Here is a 15249-nt window from a genome sequence, read left to right as displayed (position 1 = left end):
CGGGGTCAGCCGGGTCGAGGTCGCCGGGGCCGGGCGCGTCCGCGGCCGGGGTGTGCGGCGCGGGGCTGTCGGCGTCGAACAGGGCGACCAGTTCGTCGGGCAGCTCCAGGTCCAGGGTGTCGTCGGCCGCCTCCCCCGGTAGGGGGCCGGGGCCTGCGCCGGCGTCGGTGCTCGCATCGGTGGGGGGCACGGCGACGCTCCTCTCAGCAGTGCGTACGGGTCAAGTCCCGTTGGTGTGAAGGGGGTTGGTGATGGTGACGTAGACGGACTGGGTGTCGACCGGGCCGACGAGTTCGTCGAGGCCGTGCAGCCGGGTCAGCAGGTTGGCCTTGCAGCGCAGGGTCGCGCTGTCGAGCAGTTGAGCGGACAGGGGCGAGCCGAGGCCGGTGGCCCTGGCGAGGAACTGCCGCAGGGCGGCGAGCAGGACGCGTTCGTCGGCGAGGTGCTGGGCGCCGAAGGCCCCGATGAGGCCGAGGATGTTGTTGATGCCGAGGTAGTAGGCGAAGCGTTCGTCGGTGACGGCGTCGGGCACGAACGTGTCGCTGGTGGCGCCGATGCCGGGAAGGCGGCGCTCCAGGGCCGCGCGGTGCGACTCGCGGAAGTAGTAGCCCTGGTTGTCGCGGTAGCGGCCGCCGACGGGCCAGCCGTCGGGGTCGAGCAGGACGAGGGTGTTCTGCTGGTGCGCCTCCAGGGCGATGCCCGCCGTGCCGTCCAGCCAGAGCAGCGGGCGTACGACCTGGTCGAGATAGCGCAGGAACCACTCGGCGCTCACGGCGGTGGCGGGGCGGCCGGTGCGGGCGGCGAGCCGGCCCACGACATCGGCGAGGCGCGAGTGCATCGCGGTGCGGCCCGGCATGGGGCGCGGCGCGGTGAGGGCGGCGATGCAGACGGCGTCGTCGCCGGGCGCGAACGGGTTGTGGCGCACCACCACGTCGAGGCCCGGCAGCGGCTCGCCGTCCGGGGTGTCGACGGCGAGCCAGGCGGGGTCGCGGACGATGTCGAAGCAGGGGTGGGCGGCCTGCCATTCCTCGCCCAGGCCGGCCCGAAGCAACCGGTGGACCTCCACGCCCCGGTGGAGTTCCTTGCGGAGGTTCTCGCGACGGGAGTTGGTGATGCGTACGCCGAGCGACAGCTTGAGCATGGCGTCGGCGCCGGGGCGGTGCACGGTGCGGACGGACGACGTGGGGTGCCAGTGTTCGCCGTGCGGGCCCAGGTCGTGCAGGAGCCCGGCGTCGAGGAGGGCGGCGACGTCGGGGCGCTGGGCGACGTCGCGGGCCTGCCAGGGGTGCAGGGGCAACGGGACGGTGCCGGGCGGGAGTTGGAGGCCGTCGGCGAACCGGAGCGCGAGCTGGGCGGCGCCGATGGTGCGGCCGCCCTCGGTCCAGGCGGAGTCGCAGGCGAGGACGGCGGGGTCGGCCGCCAGCCAGTGCAGCGGGAAGGAGCCGCGCAACTCGGGTGAGTAGCGGCGCACTTCCGTCTCGGACAGGCCCTCGCGGCTCTTCGGGGTGGGGTGCAGGGGGTGGCCGAGGAGCAGGGACTGTTCCGCGGTGAGGAAGAGGTCGGCGTCCTCGCGCGGGCCGGGTCGGCTGCGCCGGTCGGCGATGAAGTCCGCGGTGCGGCGCACCGAGTCGGCGACGCGGCCCACCAGGTCGGCGCCCCCGCTCAGGCCCGCCTCCCGGCCGAGGAGAGCGGCGACGGTGACGGCGTCGGCCGGCGGGGCACCGGCCGTGCCGCCGTGCAGGGCGGGCCGGGCGAACCGGTGCCAGCCGGTGGGCGACCAGTACGGCACGGGCACCAGCAGCGCGGTGCCGCTGGCGGGCAGCGTGATGCGCAGGAGCGGGCCGTCGGGTGCGGCCAGGTCGTTCTCCCGCACCCAGCAGCGCAGCAGGTTCTCGACGGCGGCCGCTTCGGCCGCGGCCTCGGGGTCGGCGTCGTCGAGCGGGTCCGGGCCGGTCGGGCCGGTCAGTCGTTCGCCGTGGATCCCGGCCTTCTGGCGCGGCACGCTCGTCGGCTCGGCGACGAGCGGGCCGCGGTGGGCGCCGAGGGGGCCTTCGGCCTCGGGCGCGTCGGGTGCGGGGGTGGGGTTCACGGCGGTCTTCCTCGGGAGTTCGCGGGGTGGTCCTGGGAGGTCGTGGGGCGGTCGTGGGTCAGTGGGCCGGTCCGGTTCCGGCGCGGCGGTGCGCGCCGGCCTCCGCGTCGGCCCCCGCGTGCGGGGTGCGGGCGGCGGCGGCCACGGCGTCGGCGAGCCGGTCGAGGACGGCCACGGCCTGCTCGTCGGTGAGGGTGAGCGGCGGCAGCAGCCGTACGACGCTGGAGTGCCGGCCGCCGAGTTCGACGATGAGGCCACGGCGCAGGCACTCGCGCTGGACGGCGGCGGCGAGGGCGGGGTCGGGGGGCGCCGGGTTCCCGGAGCTGAGGTCCTCGCGCGCGGGGTCGACGAGTTCGACGCCGATCATCAGGCCCCGGCCCCGTACGTCACCGATGCAGGGTTGGTCGGCGGCGAGCCCCTGCAACTGGCCGAGCATGCGCGCCCCGAGGACGGCGGCCCGGTCGGCGAGCCCGTTCTCGCGGACGTGGGCGAGGGTGGCGGCGCCCGCCGCCATGGCGAGCTGGTTGCCGCGGAACGTGCCGGCGTGGGCGCCCGGTTTCCACACGTCGAGACTGTCGCGGTAGACGATCACGGCGAGCGGCAGCGAGCCGCCGATGGCCTTGGAGAGCACCATCACATCGGGCACGATCCCGCTGTGCTCGACGGCCCAGAAGGTGCCGGTGCGGCCGACGCCCGTCTGCACCTCGTCGGCGATCAGCGGGATGGAGCGGCTCGCGGTGATCTCCCGCATCCGGCGCAGCCAGGCGTCGGGCGCCGGGTTCACCCCGCCCTCCCCCTGCACCGGCTCGACGATCATTCCGGCCGGGGTGGGGACACCGCCCTTGGGGTCGTCCAGGAGGTGCTCGGTCCAGCGGGCGGCGAGTTCGGCCCCGCGTTCGCCGCCCACCCCGTACGGGCAGCGGTAGTTGTGCGGGTAGGGCAGCCGCGTCACCCGGACGTCGTGGGCGCCGCCGGAGACGGCGAGGGCGCCGGCGGTCATGCCGTGGTAGGCGCCGTCGAAGGCGAGCATGCCGGTGCGTCCGGTGGCGGTGCGCACCAGTTTCAGGGCCGCTTCCACGGCGTCCGTGCCGGCCGGTCCGCAGAACTGGATCCGGCCGTGCTCGGCGAGTTCGCGCGGCAGGGTGGCGAAGAGTTCCGTGGTGAAGGCGTCCTTGACCGGCGTCGCGAGGTCGAGGACGTGCAGCGGGGCTCCCGAGTCGAGGACCCTGCGGATCGCTTCGAGCACCACGGGGTGGTTGTGGCCGAGCGCCAGTGTCCCCGCGCCGGAGAGGCAGTCGAGGTAGCGCCGCCCGTCCGCGCCCTCGATGGTCAGCCCGCGTGCCCGCACGGGCACGATGGGCAGCGAGCGCGCATAGGTGCGGGCCGCCGACTCCCGGAGGGACTGCCTGCGCAGGATTCCCTCGTGGGCACCGGGCAGTGCCGTCATTGCTGGTTCGGTCACGGCCACGACTGCTGGTCCTCCCGCTGTGACGGTTCCGTGTCGCGTCCGTTGCGCGACTCGTACGCCCACGCTGAACGCTGTGCTGATGTCCCCCGTACGTACCAACGACGTCGGCAGCCCCGGATCACGGGCCGCGCGCAAGTTCCTTGCTCCGAAGCAAGGTTCGCCTTACCCGGGCACCCGGACGCGCGCCCCGTCGGCGGGGACCGTCCCGCCGGTGGGGGCGGGCGTGGAGGTCGGGACGGAACCGCGGCCCTGCCGCCGACCGTCCCCACCGGCACCGGCATAGTGGGGGCCGCATCACGGCATCGGGCCCCGGTGCCGCGGTTCGAGAGCTCGACGCGTTCCACACGTTCCACGAGTGCAGAAGACGAAGACGCTGTGAAGACGAAGTTCCAGGGGGAATTCGACATGCGACCCATACGCCCGTCCAGCGCCGAGCGCACGGGGAGGGGAACGCGCCGCAAGGTCTCGCCGGCCCTCGCGGCCTTCGGTCTGACGGCCGCGCTGGCGCTGACCGCCACCGCCTGCGGACCCGGCGACTCCACGGCCGACAGCAAGCCGTCGGCCTCCGCGACCGCGAGCGCCACCGGCCAACTGCAGATCCCCAGCGATGTGTTGGACCAGCTCAAGAAGCACGGGATCGACCTGGACAAGTGGAAGAACGGCGCATGGCGGAACTGGGACAGGGCCACCTGGCTGCGTGAGGCCAAGGACTACGTGAACCCGATCATCCAGGGCCTGTGGGACCCGGACCGGATGCGCAAGGCGGACAAGCCTCCCAAGGAGTCCGTCCCTCACGACATCTCCGGCGACAAGGGCATCACGGACCCGGCCCCTGCGCCGGTCAGGGCCGCCGCGGTGAAGGCTCCGTACCACCAGAACCTGCCGGAGCTGGGCAAGCTGTTCTTCGACAGCCCCGAGGGTTCGATGGTGTGCTCCGCGACGGTCGTGCAGGACCCGGCCCACCCCGGCAAGTCCAACATGGTCTGGACCGCCGGCCACTGTGTGCACGCGGGTGCCAAGGGCGGCTGGTACCGCAACATCGCCTTCGTCCCCTCGTACAACAACGCCGCCCTGCCGACGGCCCAGTTGCAGAAGGCCACCCGGCAGCAGATCGCCCCGTACGGCGTGTACTGGGCGGACTGGGCGCAGACCTCGCAGCAGTGGATCGAGGGCGGCGGCCCGACCGGCGGCCAGGGTGCTCCGTACGACTTCGCGGTGCTGCACGTGACGCCGGAGAAGGGCTCGAACGGCAAGTCCCTGGAGGAGACGGTCGGTGGGGCGCTCCCCGTCGACTTCAACGCCCCGGCCGTGCCGAAGATCAGCTCCATGGCGGCCAACGGCTTCCCGGCCGCGCCTCCTTACGACGGCCAGAAGCTGTTCCAGTGCAAGGACAAGCCGGGCCGGCTCTCGCTGGCCGCGAGCCTGCCCACGATGTACCGCATCGGCTGCACCATGACCGGCGGCTCCTCCGGCGGCGGCTGGATCGCCACGGGCTCGGACGGCAGGGCCTCGCTCGTCTCCAACACCTCGATCGGCCCGGTCACCGCGGGCTGGCTGGCCGGACCGCGCCTGGGCAAGGAGGCCAAGGGCGTCTACGACTCGGTGAGCACCAAGTACGCCGGACGGTAGTGCCGTGCGGGGGTCCTGTGAACGCCGGGACCCCCGCGCGTCCCCCGCGAGCCGAGCAGGCATAGTGGGGGCCCGTGGTGGGGGGGCCGGGAACCGGTCCGCCCACCACCGTGACAAGTACATGGCAACACCTGCCCGTGGGGGCAGTCTCACCAGGGGGAATCGTTTCATGCGATCCATACGTCCGCTGCTCGCCGTCTCCGGCCTGGCCGCGGCTCTCGCACTGACCGCCACCGCGTGCGGCCCGGGCGGGGACGGCGCGGACAGCAAGCCGTCCGCCTCGGACTCCGCCCGGCCGAGCGGTGGTTCCAGCGGTCCGTCCGACCTCGCCGACACCCTCAAGAAACACGGGGTCGACCTGGACAAGTACAAGAACGGCGGCTGGAAGAACTGGGACAAGGACACCTGGCTGCGCGAGGCCAAGGACTTCGTCAACCCGGAGATCGCCGGGCTGTGGAAGCCCGACCGGATGAAGTCCGCCAAGGACCCGCAGAAGACCATGGCCGCCGGTGACGCGAGCGGCGGCACCGGCATCTCCGACCCGGAGCCCGCACCCGTCCGGGCCGTCCAGGAGAAGCTGCCGTACCACAACTACGCGGCCCCGGTCGGCAAGGTGTTCTTCGACTCCCCCGAGGGCCCCATGGTCTGCTCCGGCACCGTCGTGAAGGACCCGGCCCACCCCGGCAGGTCCAACATGGTGTGGACCGCCGGCCACTGCGTCCACCAGGGCGGCTCCGGCGGCTGGTACCGCAACATCGCCTTCGTGCCCTCCTACAACGACCAGGGGAAGTCGGCGGCCGCCCTCAACAACGCACGGCCGCAACAGATCGCGCCCTACGGCGTGTTCTGGGCCGACTGGGCCTCCACGTCCGGCGAGTGGATCAACAACGGCGGCCCGACCGGCGGCACCGGCGCCCCCTACGACTACGCGGTCCTCCACGTGAAGCCGGAGAACGGCACCAAGTCCCTGGAGGAGACCGTCGGCAACGCGCTGACCGTCAACTTCTCCGCCCCCAAGGCCCACTCCGTCGCCTCGATGGGCGCCTGGGGCTACCCGGCCGCACCCCCCTACGACGGCCTGCAGATGTTCAAGTGCGTCGACCGCCCCGGCCAGCTGTCCATCAGCCCCGGCACGCCCGCGATGTACCGCATCGGCTGCACCATGACCGGCGGCTCCTCCGGCGGCGGCTGGTTCATGAACGGCCCCGACGGCAAGGCCCAGCTGGTCTCCAACACCTCGATCGGCCCGGTCACTTCGGGCTGGCTGGCCGGACCCCAGCTCGGCGCCGGCGCCAAGGCGCTCTTCGACTCGATGAGCGCGAAGTACGGCGGCCGGTAACCCACCGCCGCACGCGTGACCCCGAACGGCGCGAGGCCCGCACCCCTGCGATGAGGGGTGCGGGCCTCGCGGCCTGCACTACTGCACTACGGCGTCAAGTGCGCTCAGTGCGCGGCCGGCACATACGGGGCGAGCTCGGCGGCGAGCGCCTCGTGCACCCGCGCCTTGAGCACGGTGCCCTCCGCGATGTGCTCCTCGGAGATCACCTCGCCCTCGGCGTGCGTCCGGGCGACCAACTGCCCGTGCGTATAGGGCACCAGCGCCTCGATCTCGATCTGCGGGCGCGGCAGTTCGGTGTCGATGAGCGCGAGCAGCTCCTCGATGCCCGCCCCGGTACGCGCCGAGACCGCGATCGAATGCCGCTCGATCCGCAGCAGCCGCTGCAGGACCAGCGGGTCCGCCGCATCCGCCTTGTTGATCACGACGATCTCCGGCACGTCCACCGCACCCACGTCACGGATCACCTCGCGCACGGCGGCCAGCTGCTCCTCCGGGTCCGGGTGCGCGCCGTCCACCACGTGCAGGATCAGGTCGGAGTCGCCGACCTCCTCCATGGTGGAGCGGAACGCCTCGACCAGGTGATGCGGCAGATGCCGGACGAACCCGACGGTGTCGGCCAGCGTGTACAGCCGCCCGCTGGGCGTCTCGGCCCGGCGCACGGTCGGGTCGAGGGTGGCGAACAGCGCGTTCTCCACCAGCACGCCCGCGCCCGTGAGGCGATTGAGCAGCGAGGACTTTCCGGCGTTGGTGTAACCGGCGATGGCGACCGAGGGCACCTTGTTGCGACGGCGCTCCTGGCGCTTGATCTCGCGGCCGGTCTTCATCTCCGCGATCTCCCGGCGCATCTTCGCCATCTTCTCGCGGATCCGCCGCCGGTCCGTCTCGATCTTGGTCTCACCGGGACCACGCGTCGCCATGCCGCCGCCACCGCTGGAGCCGCCGCCGCCCATCTGACGGGACAGCGACTGACCCCAGCCGCGCAGACGCGGCAGCATGTACTGCATCTGTGCCAGGGACACCTGCGCCTTGCCCTCTCGGGACTTGGCGTGCTGGGCGAAGATGTCGAGGATCAGGGCGGTCCGGTCGACCACCTTCACCTTGACGACGTCTTCCAGGTGGATCAGCTGGCCGGGGCTCAGCTCACCGTCGCACACCACCGTGTCCGCGCCGGTCTCCAGCACGATGTCCCGCAGCTCCTGCGCCTTGCCGGAGCCGATGTAGGTGGCCGGGTCGGGCTTGTCACGGCGCTGGTAGACACCGTCCAGCACCAGGGCGCCCGCCGTCTCGGCGAGGGCCGCCAGCTCCGCGAGCGAGTTCTCCGCGTCCTTGAGCGTCCCCGTGGTCCAGACGCCGACCAGCACCACGCGCTCCAGGCGCAGCTGCCGGTACTCGACCTCGGTGACGTCCTCGAGCTCGGTGGAGAGGCCCGCCACGCGCCGCAGGGCGGCACGCTCGGAGCGGTCCAGCTGTTCGCCGTCCCGCGCTCCGTCGATCTCGTGGCTCCAGGCGACGTCCTCTTCCATCAGGGCATCGGCCCGAAGGCTCTCGGTGCGGTGCGTGTCCGCGAAGCTCTGCTCGTCCTGGGAAGAAGATGAAGAGGAGGTCATTGGATCCTTTACGTCGTTGGAATTCCGGACCGGACTCCCCGCGGGGGATTCCGGCTGTGTCGGTCACAACGCGTAATGAGCCCCAATGATTCCCGGACGGAATCGGCCCCGGCAGCGCCGCCGACGTGAACGATGGTCGCACGGTGCCTCCAGGGCCGTCATCCCGGTTTTCCGGCCCTCCGGGCCCTGCGGGGCCCCGGTCACGGCCCCCGCGCCCATCGGGCCACGGCCCGTGACCGGTCAGGCGCGCCGGGGCGTCGCGCTGTGCCAGTCGGGGTGCCCGGGCATCGCCGGCGTCTTCTCCCCGTACAGCCACCCCCGGAAGAAGCCGGACAGATCGCGGCCGGCGATCCCCGAGGCCAGGGCGGAGAAGTCCGCCGTCGAGGCCGTCGAGTCGCGGTGGTCGCGCACCCAGCGCCGCTCAAGACGGTCGAACGCCTTCGGCCCGATCTCCTCCCGCAGCGCGTACAGGACCAGCGCGCTGCCGTCGTAGACCACCGGCCGGAAGATGCCGATCTTCTGGCCCGGCGCGGTCGCCCGCGGCGCCGCCGGCGGCCCGCCCGCGGCTCGCCAGCCGTCGGACAGGGCGTAGGCGTTCTTCATCCGCCGCTCCATCGGGTGCTTGCCGAACTCCTCCGCGTAGCGCGCCTCGTACCAGGTGGCATGCCCCTCGTTCAGCCACAGGTCCGACCACGAGCGGGGCGTGACGCTGTCCCCGAACCAGTGGTGGGCCAGCTCGTGCACCATCACCGAGTCGACGTACCAGGCAGGGAACTCGGGCCGCACGAACAGCGACCGCTCGAAGAGCGACAGGGTCTGCGTCTCCAGCTCGAACCCGGTCTCGGCGCCCGCGATGAGCACCCCGTACGTCTCGAACGGGTACCGCCCGACCTGACGCTCCATCCACTCGATGTGCCCGGGCGTCTTCTGCAGCCACGGCTCGAGACGGTCCTTGTCGACGGCCGGGACCACATCGCGGACCGGCAGCCCGTGCGGCCCCTCGCGGTGCAGCACCGCCGAACGCCCGATCGACACCTGGGCCAGCTCGGTCGCCATGGGGTGACTGCTGCGGTACGTCGACACGATCCGGCCGCCGTGGCGCTCCCGGGCGGCCGGCACCCCGTTGGCGACGACCGTCACGTCCGCCGGGGCGGACACGCGGAAGGTGAAGTACGCCTTGTCGGACGGGTGGTCGTTGCAGGGGAACACCCGGTGGGCGGCGTCGGCCTGGTTGGCCATCACCAGCCCGTCGGTGGTGCGCACCCAACCGCCGTCGGTCGCCGCCTTCGGGTCACTGGTGTGCCGCACGGTGATCCGCAGCCGCTCGCCGACGCGGACGGGTTCCTGCGGAGTGATCACGAGGTCCTCGTCGGCGCTCGCGAAGTCCGCGGCCCGCCCGTTGACCTCGACGCCGTGCACCGTGCCCCGGGCGAAGTCGAGGTTGATCCGCTCCAGGCCGTCGGTCGCCACGGCGTCGATGGTGGTGACGGCCTCCAGGGGCGTGCTGTTGTTGCCCGGATAGGACAGCCCGATGTCGTACGAGAGGACGTCGTACCCGGGGTTGCCCAGATGCGGGAACAGCGGGTCCCCGATGCCCAGCGGCACCGGGGCGGGCAGCGCCGCGGCGACTACGGACGCCGCCGCGGCGGCAAGCAGCACGGCACGCAGACGGCGGGAACGGGGACGGCGGGGGGTGAGCGGCATGGACTACCGCTACCAGCGGGAGCGGGCCCCACCCGGCCGACGCGCATGAGCGCCACCCGAACGGGGGGCTCCGGGGCGCGGACCACCGACGGGGGCGTGCGACGGGCGCCGGGGGACGGCGAATGGCTGATGGCTGATGGCTGATGGCTGATGGCTGGTGACAGACGGGGCCGGGCGACTGCGGATGAAGCTGAAGAGGCGTCAGACGGTGCTGGGCAGACGTCAGATGGCGCTGCCCGGAGGTCAGACAGCGCTGGGCAGAGGTCAGATGATGAAAGCTGTCATCCCACATCTGCCGGTCGCGGGTCGGTCGTCAGCCCGCGGCAGCCGGATGCTGCGCCCGGCTCACGTCGTACACCCCGGCCACGTCCCGCATGGCCCGCATCAGCGCGGGCAGGCCTGCCGCGTCCGGGAGCTGAAGGGTGTAGGTGTGGCGGACCCGTTGTTCACTGGGGGGTTCCACGGTGGCGGAGACGACGGCCACGTCGGCGGCGGCGATGGCCTCCGTGAGGTCGGCGAGCAGACGGGGACGGCCGAAGGCCTCGGCGACCAGGGTGACCCGGCACGCGGCCGCCTCCCCCCAGCGCACCTCCACGGGCGCCCGCCCCACCGCCTTCATCCGGGCGACGGCCGGACACTCCTGGCGGTGGACGGTCACCGCGGCGCCGCGGACCGAGAACCCGGTGACCGTGTCCGGCGGCACCGGGGTGCAGCAACCGGCGAGACGGACCGTCACATCGGGCAGGTCGGTCACCGCATTGCCGCCCGAGCGCCGGTCGGCCGGGACGTTGACCTGCGGCCTAGGGGCCGCGGCCGGGATCTTGACGCCCTCCGGGTTGACCGCGAGCCAGCCGCTGATCGCGATTCGCGCGGCCGGGGTTCTCGCGTGGTCGAGCCAGTCGGCGGAGGGCCCGGACGTGGCGTCCTGGGCGAGCAGGAGCTGCACGGTGTCACCGTCGTGCAGGACCGTACTGAGCGTCGCCAGGCGGCCGTTGACGCGGGCACCGATACAGCCGTGGGCGACCGCGCCGTACTGCGCGTACGCCGCGTCCACGCAGCTCGCGCCGGCCGGCAGGACCAGGGTGTGGCCGTCGGCGCAGAACACCGTGATCTCGCTGTCGCCCGCCAGTTCCTCGCGCAGCGAGGACCAGAAGGTGTCGGGGTCGGGGGCGTTCTGCTGCCAGTCCAGGAGCCGGGAGAGCCAGCCGGGCCGGGTCGGGTCCTCCCGCTCGTCGCCCGCCTGCTGCGCGCCGTCGCCGAGGCCGCCCGTGTAGGGGTTGCCGAGCGCGATGACGCCCGCCTCGGCGACCTTGTGCATCTGGTGCGTGCGGATGAGGACTTCGGCGACCTCGCCGCCGGGGCCGACGACCGCGGTGTGCAGTGACTGGTACAGGTTGAACTTGGGTGCGGCGATGAAGTCCTTGAACTCGGAGACGACCGGCGTGAAGCAGGTGTGCAGTTCGCCGAGGACCGCATAGCAGTCGGCGTCCTCGCCGACCAGGACGAGCAGCCGGCCGAAGTCGCTGCCACGCAGTTCGCCGCGTTTCATCTGCACCCGGTGCACGGAGACGAAGTGGCGTGGCCGGATGAGGACTTCGGCGTTGATGCCGGCCTCGCGCAGCACCGCGCGCACCCCGTCGGCGATGCCGGTGAGCGGGTCGAGGGTGCCGGAGTTGGCCGCGATCAGCATCCGGGTGCGCTCGTACTCCTCGGGGTGCAGGATCGCGAAGACGAGGTCCTCCAGCTCGGACTTGAGGGCCTGCACGCCCAGGCGTTCGGCGAGCGGGATCAGGACGTCCCGGGTCACCTTGGCGATCCGGGCCTGTTTCTCGGGCCGCATCACGCCGAGGGTGCGCATGTTGTGCAGCCGGTCGGCGAGCTTGATCGACATCACGCGTACGTCGTCGCCGGTGGCGACCAGCATCTTGCGGAAGGTCTCGGGTTCGGCTGCGGCCCCGTAGTCGACCTTCTCCAGTTTGGTGACGCCGTCCACCAGATAGGTGACTTCCTCGCCGAACTCGGTGCGCACCTGATCGAGTGTCACTTCGGTGTCCTCGACGGTGTCGTGGAGCAGCGAGGCGGTCAACGTCGTTGTTTCCGCGCCGAGTTCGGCGAGGATCAGGGTCACGGCGAGGGGGTGCGTGATGTAGGGCTCGCCGCTCTTGCGGAACTGGCCGCGGTGGGACGTTTCCGCGAGGACGTACGCCCGGTGCAGCACGGCCAGGTCGGCGTCGGGGTGGTGGGCCCGGTGGGCGTCGGCCACGTGCCCGATGGCGTCGGGCAGGCGGTCGCGGGAGACCGGGCCGAGCAGTGCGGCTCGGCCGAGGCGGCGGAGGTCGATCCGGGGGCGGCCGCGGCGGCGGCTCTGAGCACCAGGATGTGGGGCCTCTGCACTCATGGGGGCACCTCCGGCGGCATCGACCGGTGATGAGGGACCGGCGTGCCCCGTCGGACCGGTGCTTGATGCTACCGACCCCACCACGTGGCGCAGTCCCGCTCTCGCCGAGCGTGAACCGGATCACCCATTCGAGCGAAGGTTTCGGCCATCGCCGTTTCGAAACCGACCGGTCCGGTCAAGGCGGGGCGCCTGCCCCGCCCGGCCGGTCAGCGTGCCAGGAGCGCGGGGTCGATGACGCCCTCGGCGACGATCGCCGCGGGGCCCGTCATCTCGATCTCGCCGTCCGGGTGCTCGGTGATGACGAGCGTCCCGCCCGGAAGGTCGACGGTGTACGTCACCGGGGTGCCGGTGAGCGCCGGGTCCGCGCCGTCCCTGCGGGCGGCGGCGACGGCGACCGCGCAGGCGCCGGTGCCGCACGACAGCGTCTCGCCCGCGCCGCGCTCGTGGACCCGCATCGCCACGTGGCGCGGGCCGCGGTCCACGACGAACTCGATGTTGACCCCGTCCGGGTAGACGCCCGCGGGACTGTACGGGGGCACCGCACGCAGTTCGCCGGCGTGGTCGAGCTCGTCCACGAAGGCCACCGCGTGCGGGTTGCCCATGTTCACGTTGCGGGCGGGCCAGCTGCGGCCGTCCACGGTGACCGTGACGCCGGTCTCGGGGAGCAGGGCGCGGCCCATGGACACCGTGACGTCACCGCTCTTGGCGATGTGCGCCTTCTTGACGCCGCCGCGCGTCGCGATGGCCAGGTCGCCCGCTTCGACGAGCCCGGCGCGCACCAGGTACCACGCGAAGACGCGGACGCCGTTGCCGCACATCTCGGCGATCGAGCCGTCGCCGTTGCGGTAGTCCATGAACCATTCGGCCTCGTCGGCCATGGCCTTCGCCTCGGGGTGGGCGGCGCTGCGCACCACGTGCAGCAGTCCGTCGCCGCCGATCCCGGCCCGGCGGTCGCAGAGCCGGGCGACGGCGTCGGCCGGCAGGTCGAGCGCGTTGTCCGGGTCGGGAACGATCACGAAGTCGTTCTGGGTGCCGTGGCCCTTGAGGAAGGCGATGGGTGAGGTGTTCACGCGTCAATCGTACGGGGGCCCACCGACAGCCCGCCGATGCGTCCGCCGTGGGCGGCGGCGAGGCCCGGGCTCGGCGGCTGGGCGGCCGTGGATCAGTTGCTGCGGGCCTCTGGTTCGGCCGCTGCGGGGCCCTGGGTCGGTCGCTGCGGGCCTCTGGGTCGGCCGCTGCGGGGCTCAGCGCAGCCGTGCCACGCGCCAGACGGCGAGCGTGACGAGGACCGCGGCGAGGACCACGTACAGGACCAGGACGCGCCAGTTGGGGCGTTCGCGCGAGCCCCGGCCGGGCAGCCCCGGCCAGGTGTGGCCGACGCGGCGGGCGGCCATCATGCCCCAGCCCGCGGCGCAGCAGCTGATGAGCAGTCCGAGCATGGCCACGACCGGTCCGCCGTCGCCGAATTCGAAGGCGAGCGGGAAGGCGAACATGAGCGAGCCGAGGGCGGCGAGCATCACGATGGGGGCGAGTTGCCAGATCCTCAGGCGGCGCTGGGGGCGCAGTTCGACCTCGACCTCACCGCCGTCGGGGACCGCTCCGACGGAGCCGTCCTCCGGCCCGTCCGGGCTCAGGCCCGAGGCGCCGAGCACCGCGGAACCCAGTGTCGGTGTCGGGCTCTGCGGCGCCCGCCCGCCGTCGGCGGCGTCCTCGGCGGATTCCGCTTGCGCGGGGTGCGGCACCGGCGCATCGGGGCCCGTCGAGCCGGGGCGCGCGGTGTCCTGCCGCGATCCCTGCTCTCTGTCGCGAGGGCCGGCCTCCATCGCCACGCGCCCTCCCAACTCGGACTCCACTGGTCGATCGACGTTTGATGATGGCACGGGCAGCAGCGCCGGGATGACCGGCGGGGCGTCCCGATGCCATCACGTGATCAGGCTGTAACCGCTCGTTCGACCAACGCCAGCGCCTGGCGCGGGAGTTCCGCCCGGTCCGCCATCGCTCCGCTCAGCCAGTGGACGCGCGGATCGCGCCGGAACCAGGAGTCCTGACGGCGCGCGAAGCGCTTGGTGGCGCGGACCGTTTCGGCGCGCGCCGCCTCCTCGGTGCACTCGCCGGCGAACGCGTCGAGCACCTGCTGGTAGCCGAGCGCCCGCGAGGCGGTACGCCCCTCGCGCAGCCCGCGCTCCTCCAGGGCCCGCACCTCGTCGACGAGGCCCGCCTCCCACATCCGGTCGACGCGCACGGTGATGCGCTCGTCGAGCTCCGGCCGGCCGACGTCGACGCCGATCTGCACGGTGTCGTACACCGATTCATGGGTGGGCAGGTTGGCCGTGAAGGGGCGGCCGGTGATCTCGATCACTTCGAGCGCGCGGACGATCCGGCGGCCGTTGCTGGGCAGGATCGCGCGGGCCGCCTCCGGGTCGGCGGCGGCGAGGCGGGCGTGCAGGGCGCCGGGGCCCCGCTCCTCCAGCTCGCCCTCCAGGCGGGCGCGCACCTCGGGGTCGGTGCCGGGGAACTCCAGTACGTCGATCGCGCCGCGCACATAGAGCCCGGACCCGCCGACGAGGACGGGGGTGCGTCCCGCGGCGAGCAGCCGGTCGATCTCGGCGCGGGCGAGCTGCTGGTAGGTGGCCACGTTGGCCGGTTCCGTCACGTCCCAGATGTCGAGGAGGTGGTGCGGGATGCCGCCGCGCTCGTCGAGCGTCAGCTTGGCCGTACCGATGTCCATCCCCCGGTAGAGCTGCATGGAGTCGGCGTTGACGACCTCGCCGCCCAGCTGCTGGGCGAGGAAGACGCCCAGATCGGACTTTCCGGCCGCTGTCGGGCCGACGACGGCGATGACCCGCGGTGCGGGAGCTGCACTTCTCACCGGCACAGTCTCGCAAACCTCACGGCTCCTCCCCGAACGAGCTACGTGACGGCACACGGTCGGGTTCGTTGCCTGTTGCGAGGTTCCGAACGCCGGTTTGTCGACCGGTGCCGCCGGGCGACGCAATGAGGCGCTCCGGTCGGCGC

General features: G+C 72.7%; 10 protein-coding genes. 2 read left to right on the top strand and 8 right to left on the bottom strand.

From position 1 onward, the window contains the following. Window positions 1–220 precede the first annotated feature (220 nt). On the bottom strand, window positions 221–2089 hold the full coding sequence (locus IE267_RS21050; protein WP_189764251.1) for an IucA/IucC family protein: 1869 nt from the start codon (window positions 2087–2089) through the stop codon (window positions 221–223). Window positions 2090–2147: 58 nt separating this feature from the next. After that, the gene (locus tag IE267_RS21045) at window positions 2148–3557 is read right to left on the bottom strand and encodes a diaminobutyrate--2-oxoglutarate transaminase family protein (protein ID WP_189764250.1); all 1410 of its coding nucleotides are present in this window, start codon (window positions 3555–3557) and stop codon (window positions 2148–2150) included. 405 nt (window positions 3558–3962) lie between these two features. On the opposite strand from IE267_RS21045, the gene IE267_RS21040 reads away from it, so the two are divergent. Then, the gene (locus IE267_RS21040) at window positions 3963–5186 is read left to right on the top strand and encodes a trypsin-like serine peptidase (RefSeq protein WP_189764249.1); all 1224 of its coding nucleotides are present in this window, start codon (window positions 3963–3965) and stop codon (window positions 5184–5186) included. A 169-nt stretch (window positions 5187–5355) separates the two neighbouring features. After that, window positions 5356–6525 (top strand): trypsin-like serine peptidase, encoded by a 1170-nt coding sequence (locus IE267_RS21035; RefSeq protein ID WP_189764248.1) that lies wholly within the window; start codon window positions 5356–5358, stop codon window positions 6523–6525. A 104-nt stretch (window positions 6526–6629) separates the two neighbouring features. On the opposite strand, the gene hflX is transcribed toward IE267_RS21035, so the two are convergent. The 6 genes from hflX to miaA all read right to left on the bottom strand — a co-directional run bounded on the left by hflX (window position 6630) and on the right by miaA (window position 15103). Next, the gene (gene hflX, locus IE267_RS21030; protein ID WP_161245466.1) at window positions 6630–8132 is read right to left on the bottom strand and encodes a GTPase HflX; all 1503 of its coding nucleotides are present in this window, start codon (window positions 8130–8132) and stop codon (window positions 6630–6632) included. A gap of 240 nt (window positions 8133–8372) precedes the next feature. Beyond that, window positions 8373–9836, bottom strand: coding sequence for a M1 family metallopeptidase (locus tag IE267_RS21025; RefSeq protein WP_189764247.1), 1464 nt, complete (start codon window positions 9834–9836; stop codon window positions 8373–8375). A gap of 313 nt (window positions 9837–10149) precedes the next feature. Then, the gene (locus IE267_RS21020) at window positions 10150–12234 is read right to left on the bottom strand and encodes a RelA/SpoT family protein (protein ID WP_161245464.1); all 2085 of its coding nucleotides are present in this window, start codon (window positions 12232–12234) and stop codon (window positions 10150–10152) included. A gap of 206 nt (window positions 12235–12440) precedes the next feature. Further along, a complete protein-coding gene (gene dapF / locus IE267_RS21015) occupies window positions 12441–13304 on the bottom strand; it encodes a diaminopimelate epimerase (RefSeq protein WP_167152852.1) in 864 nt (287 codons plus the stop codon). Window positions 13305–13478: 174 nt separating this feature from the next. Continuing rightward, on the bottom strand, window positions 13479–14057 hold the full coding sequence (locus tag IE267_RS21010; protein WP_167156118.1) for a hypothetical protein: 579 nt from the start codon (window positions 14055–14057) through the stop codon (window positions 13479–13481). A gap of 107 nt (window positions 14058–14164) precedes the next feature. After that, entirely contained in the window at window positions 14165–15103 is a 939-nt protein-coding gene (gene miaA / locus IE267_RS21005; protein WP_189764245.1) for a tRNA (adenosine(37)-N6)-dimethylallyltransferase MiaA, read from the bottom strand. Between the last annotated feature and the right edge of the window lie 146 nt (window positions 15104–15249).

Source organism: Streptomyces xanthochromogenes (assembly GCF_014650455.1).
GTDB classification, from domain to species: Bacteria; Actinomycetota; Actinomycetes; order Streptomycetales; family Streptomycetaceae; genus Streptomyces; species Streptomyces xanthochromogenes.
The sequence above is the reverse complement of the archived record's forward strand: the minus strand, read 5'-3'. Positions and strand labels throughout refer to the sequence as shown.

Excerpts from the sequence above, each read along its gene's own strand:
- IE267_RS21040 (WP_189764249.1), top strand. The coding sequence starts at position 3,963 with ATGCGACCCATACGCCCGTCCAGCGCCGAGCGCACGGGGAGGGGAACG.
- IE267_RS21035 (WP_189764248.1), top strand. The coding sequence starts at position 5,356 with ATGCGATCCATACGTCCGCTGCTCGCCGTCTCCGGCCTGGCCGCGGCT.
- hflX (WP_161245466.1), bottom strand. The coding sequence starts at position 8,132 with ATGACCTCCTCTTCATCTTCTTCCCAGGACGAGCAGAGCTTCGCGGAC.
- IE267_RS21025 (WP_189764247.1), bottom strand. The coding sequence starts at position 9,836 with ATGCCGCTCACCCCCCGCCGTCCCCGTTCCCGCCGTCTGCGTGCCGTG.
- IE267_RS21020 (WP_161245464.1), bottom strand. The coding sequence starts at position 12,234 with ATGAGTGCAGAGGCCCCACATCCTGGTGCTCAGAGCCGCCGCCGCGGC.
- IE267_RS21010 (WP_167156118.1), bottom strand. The coding sequence starts at position 14,057 with ATGGAGGCCGGCCCTCGCGACAGAGAGCAGGGATCGCGGCAGGACACC.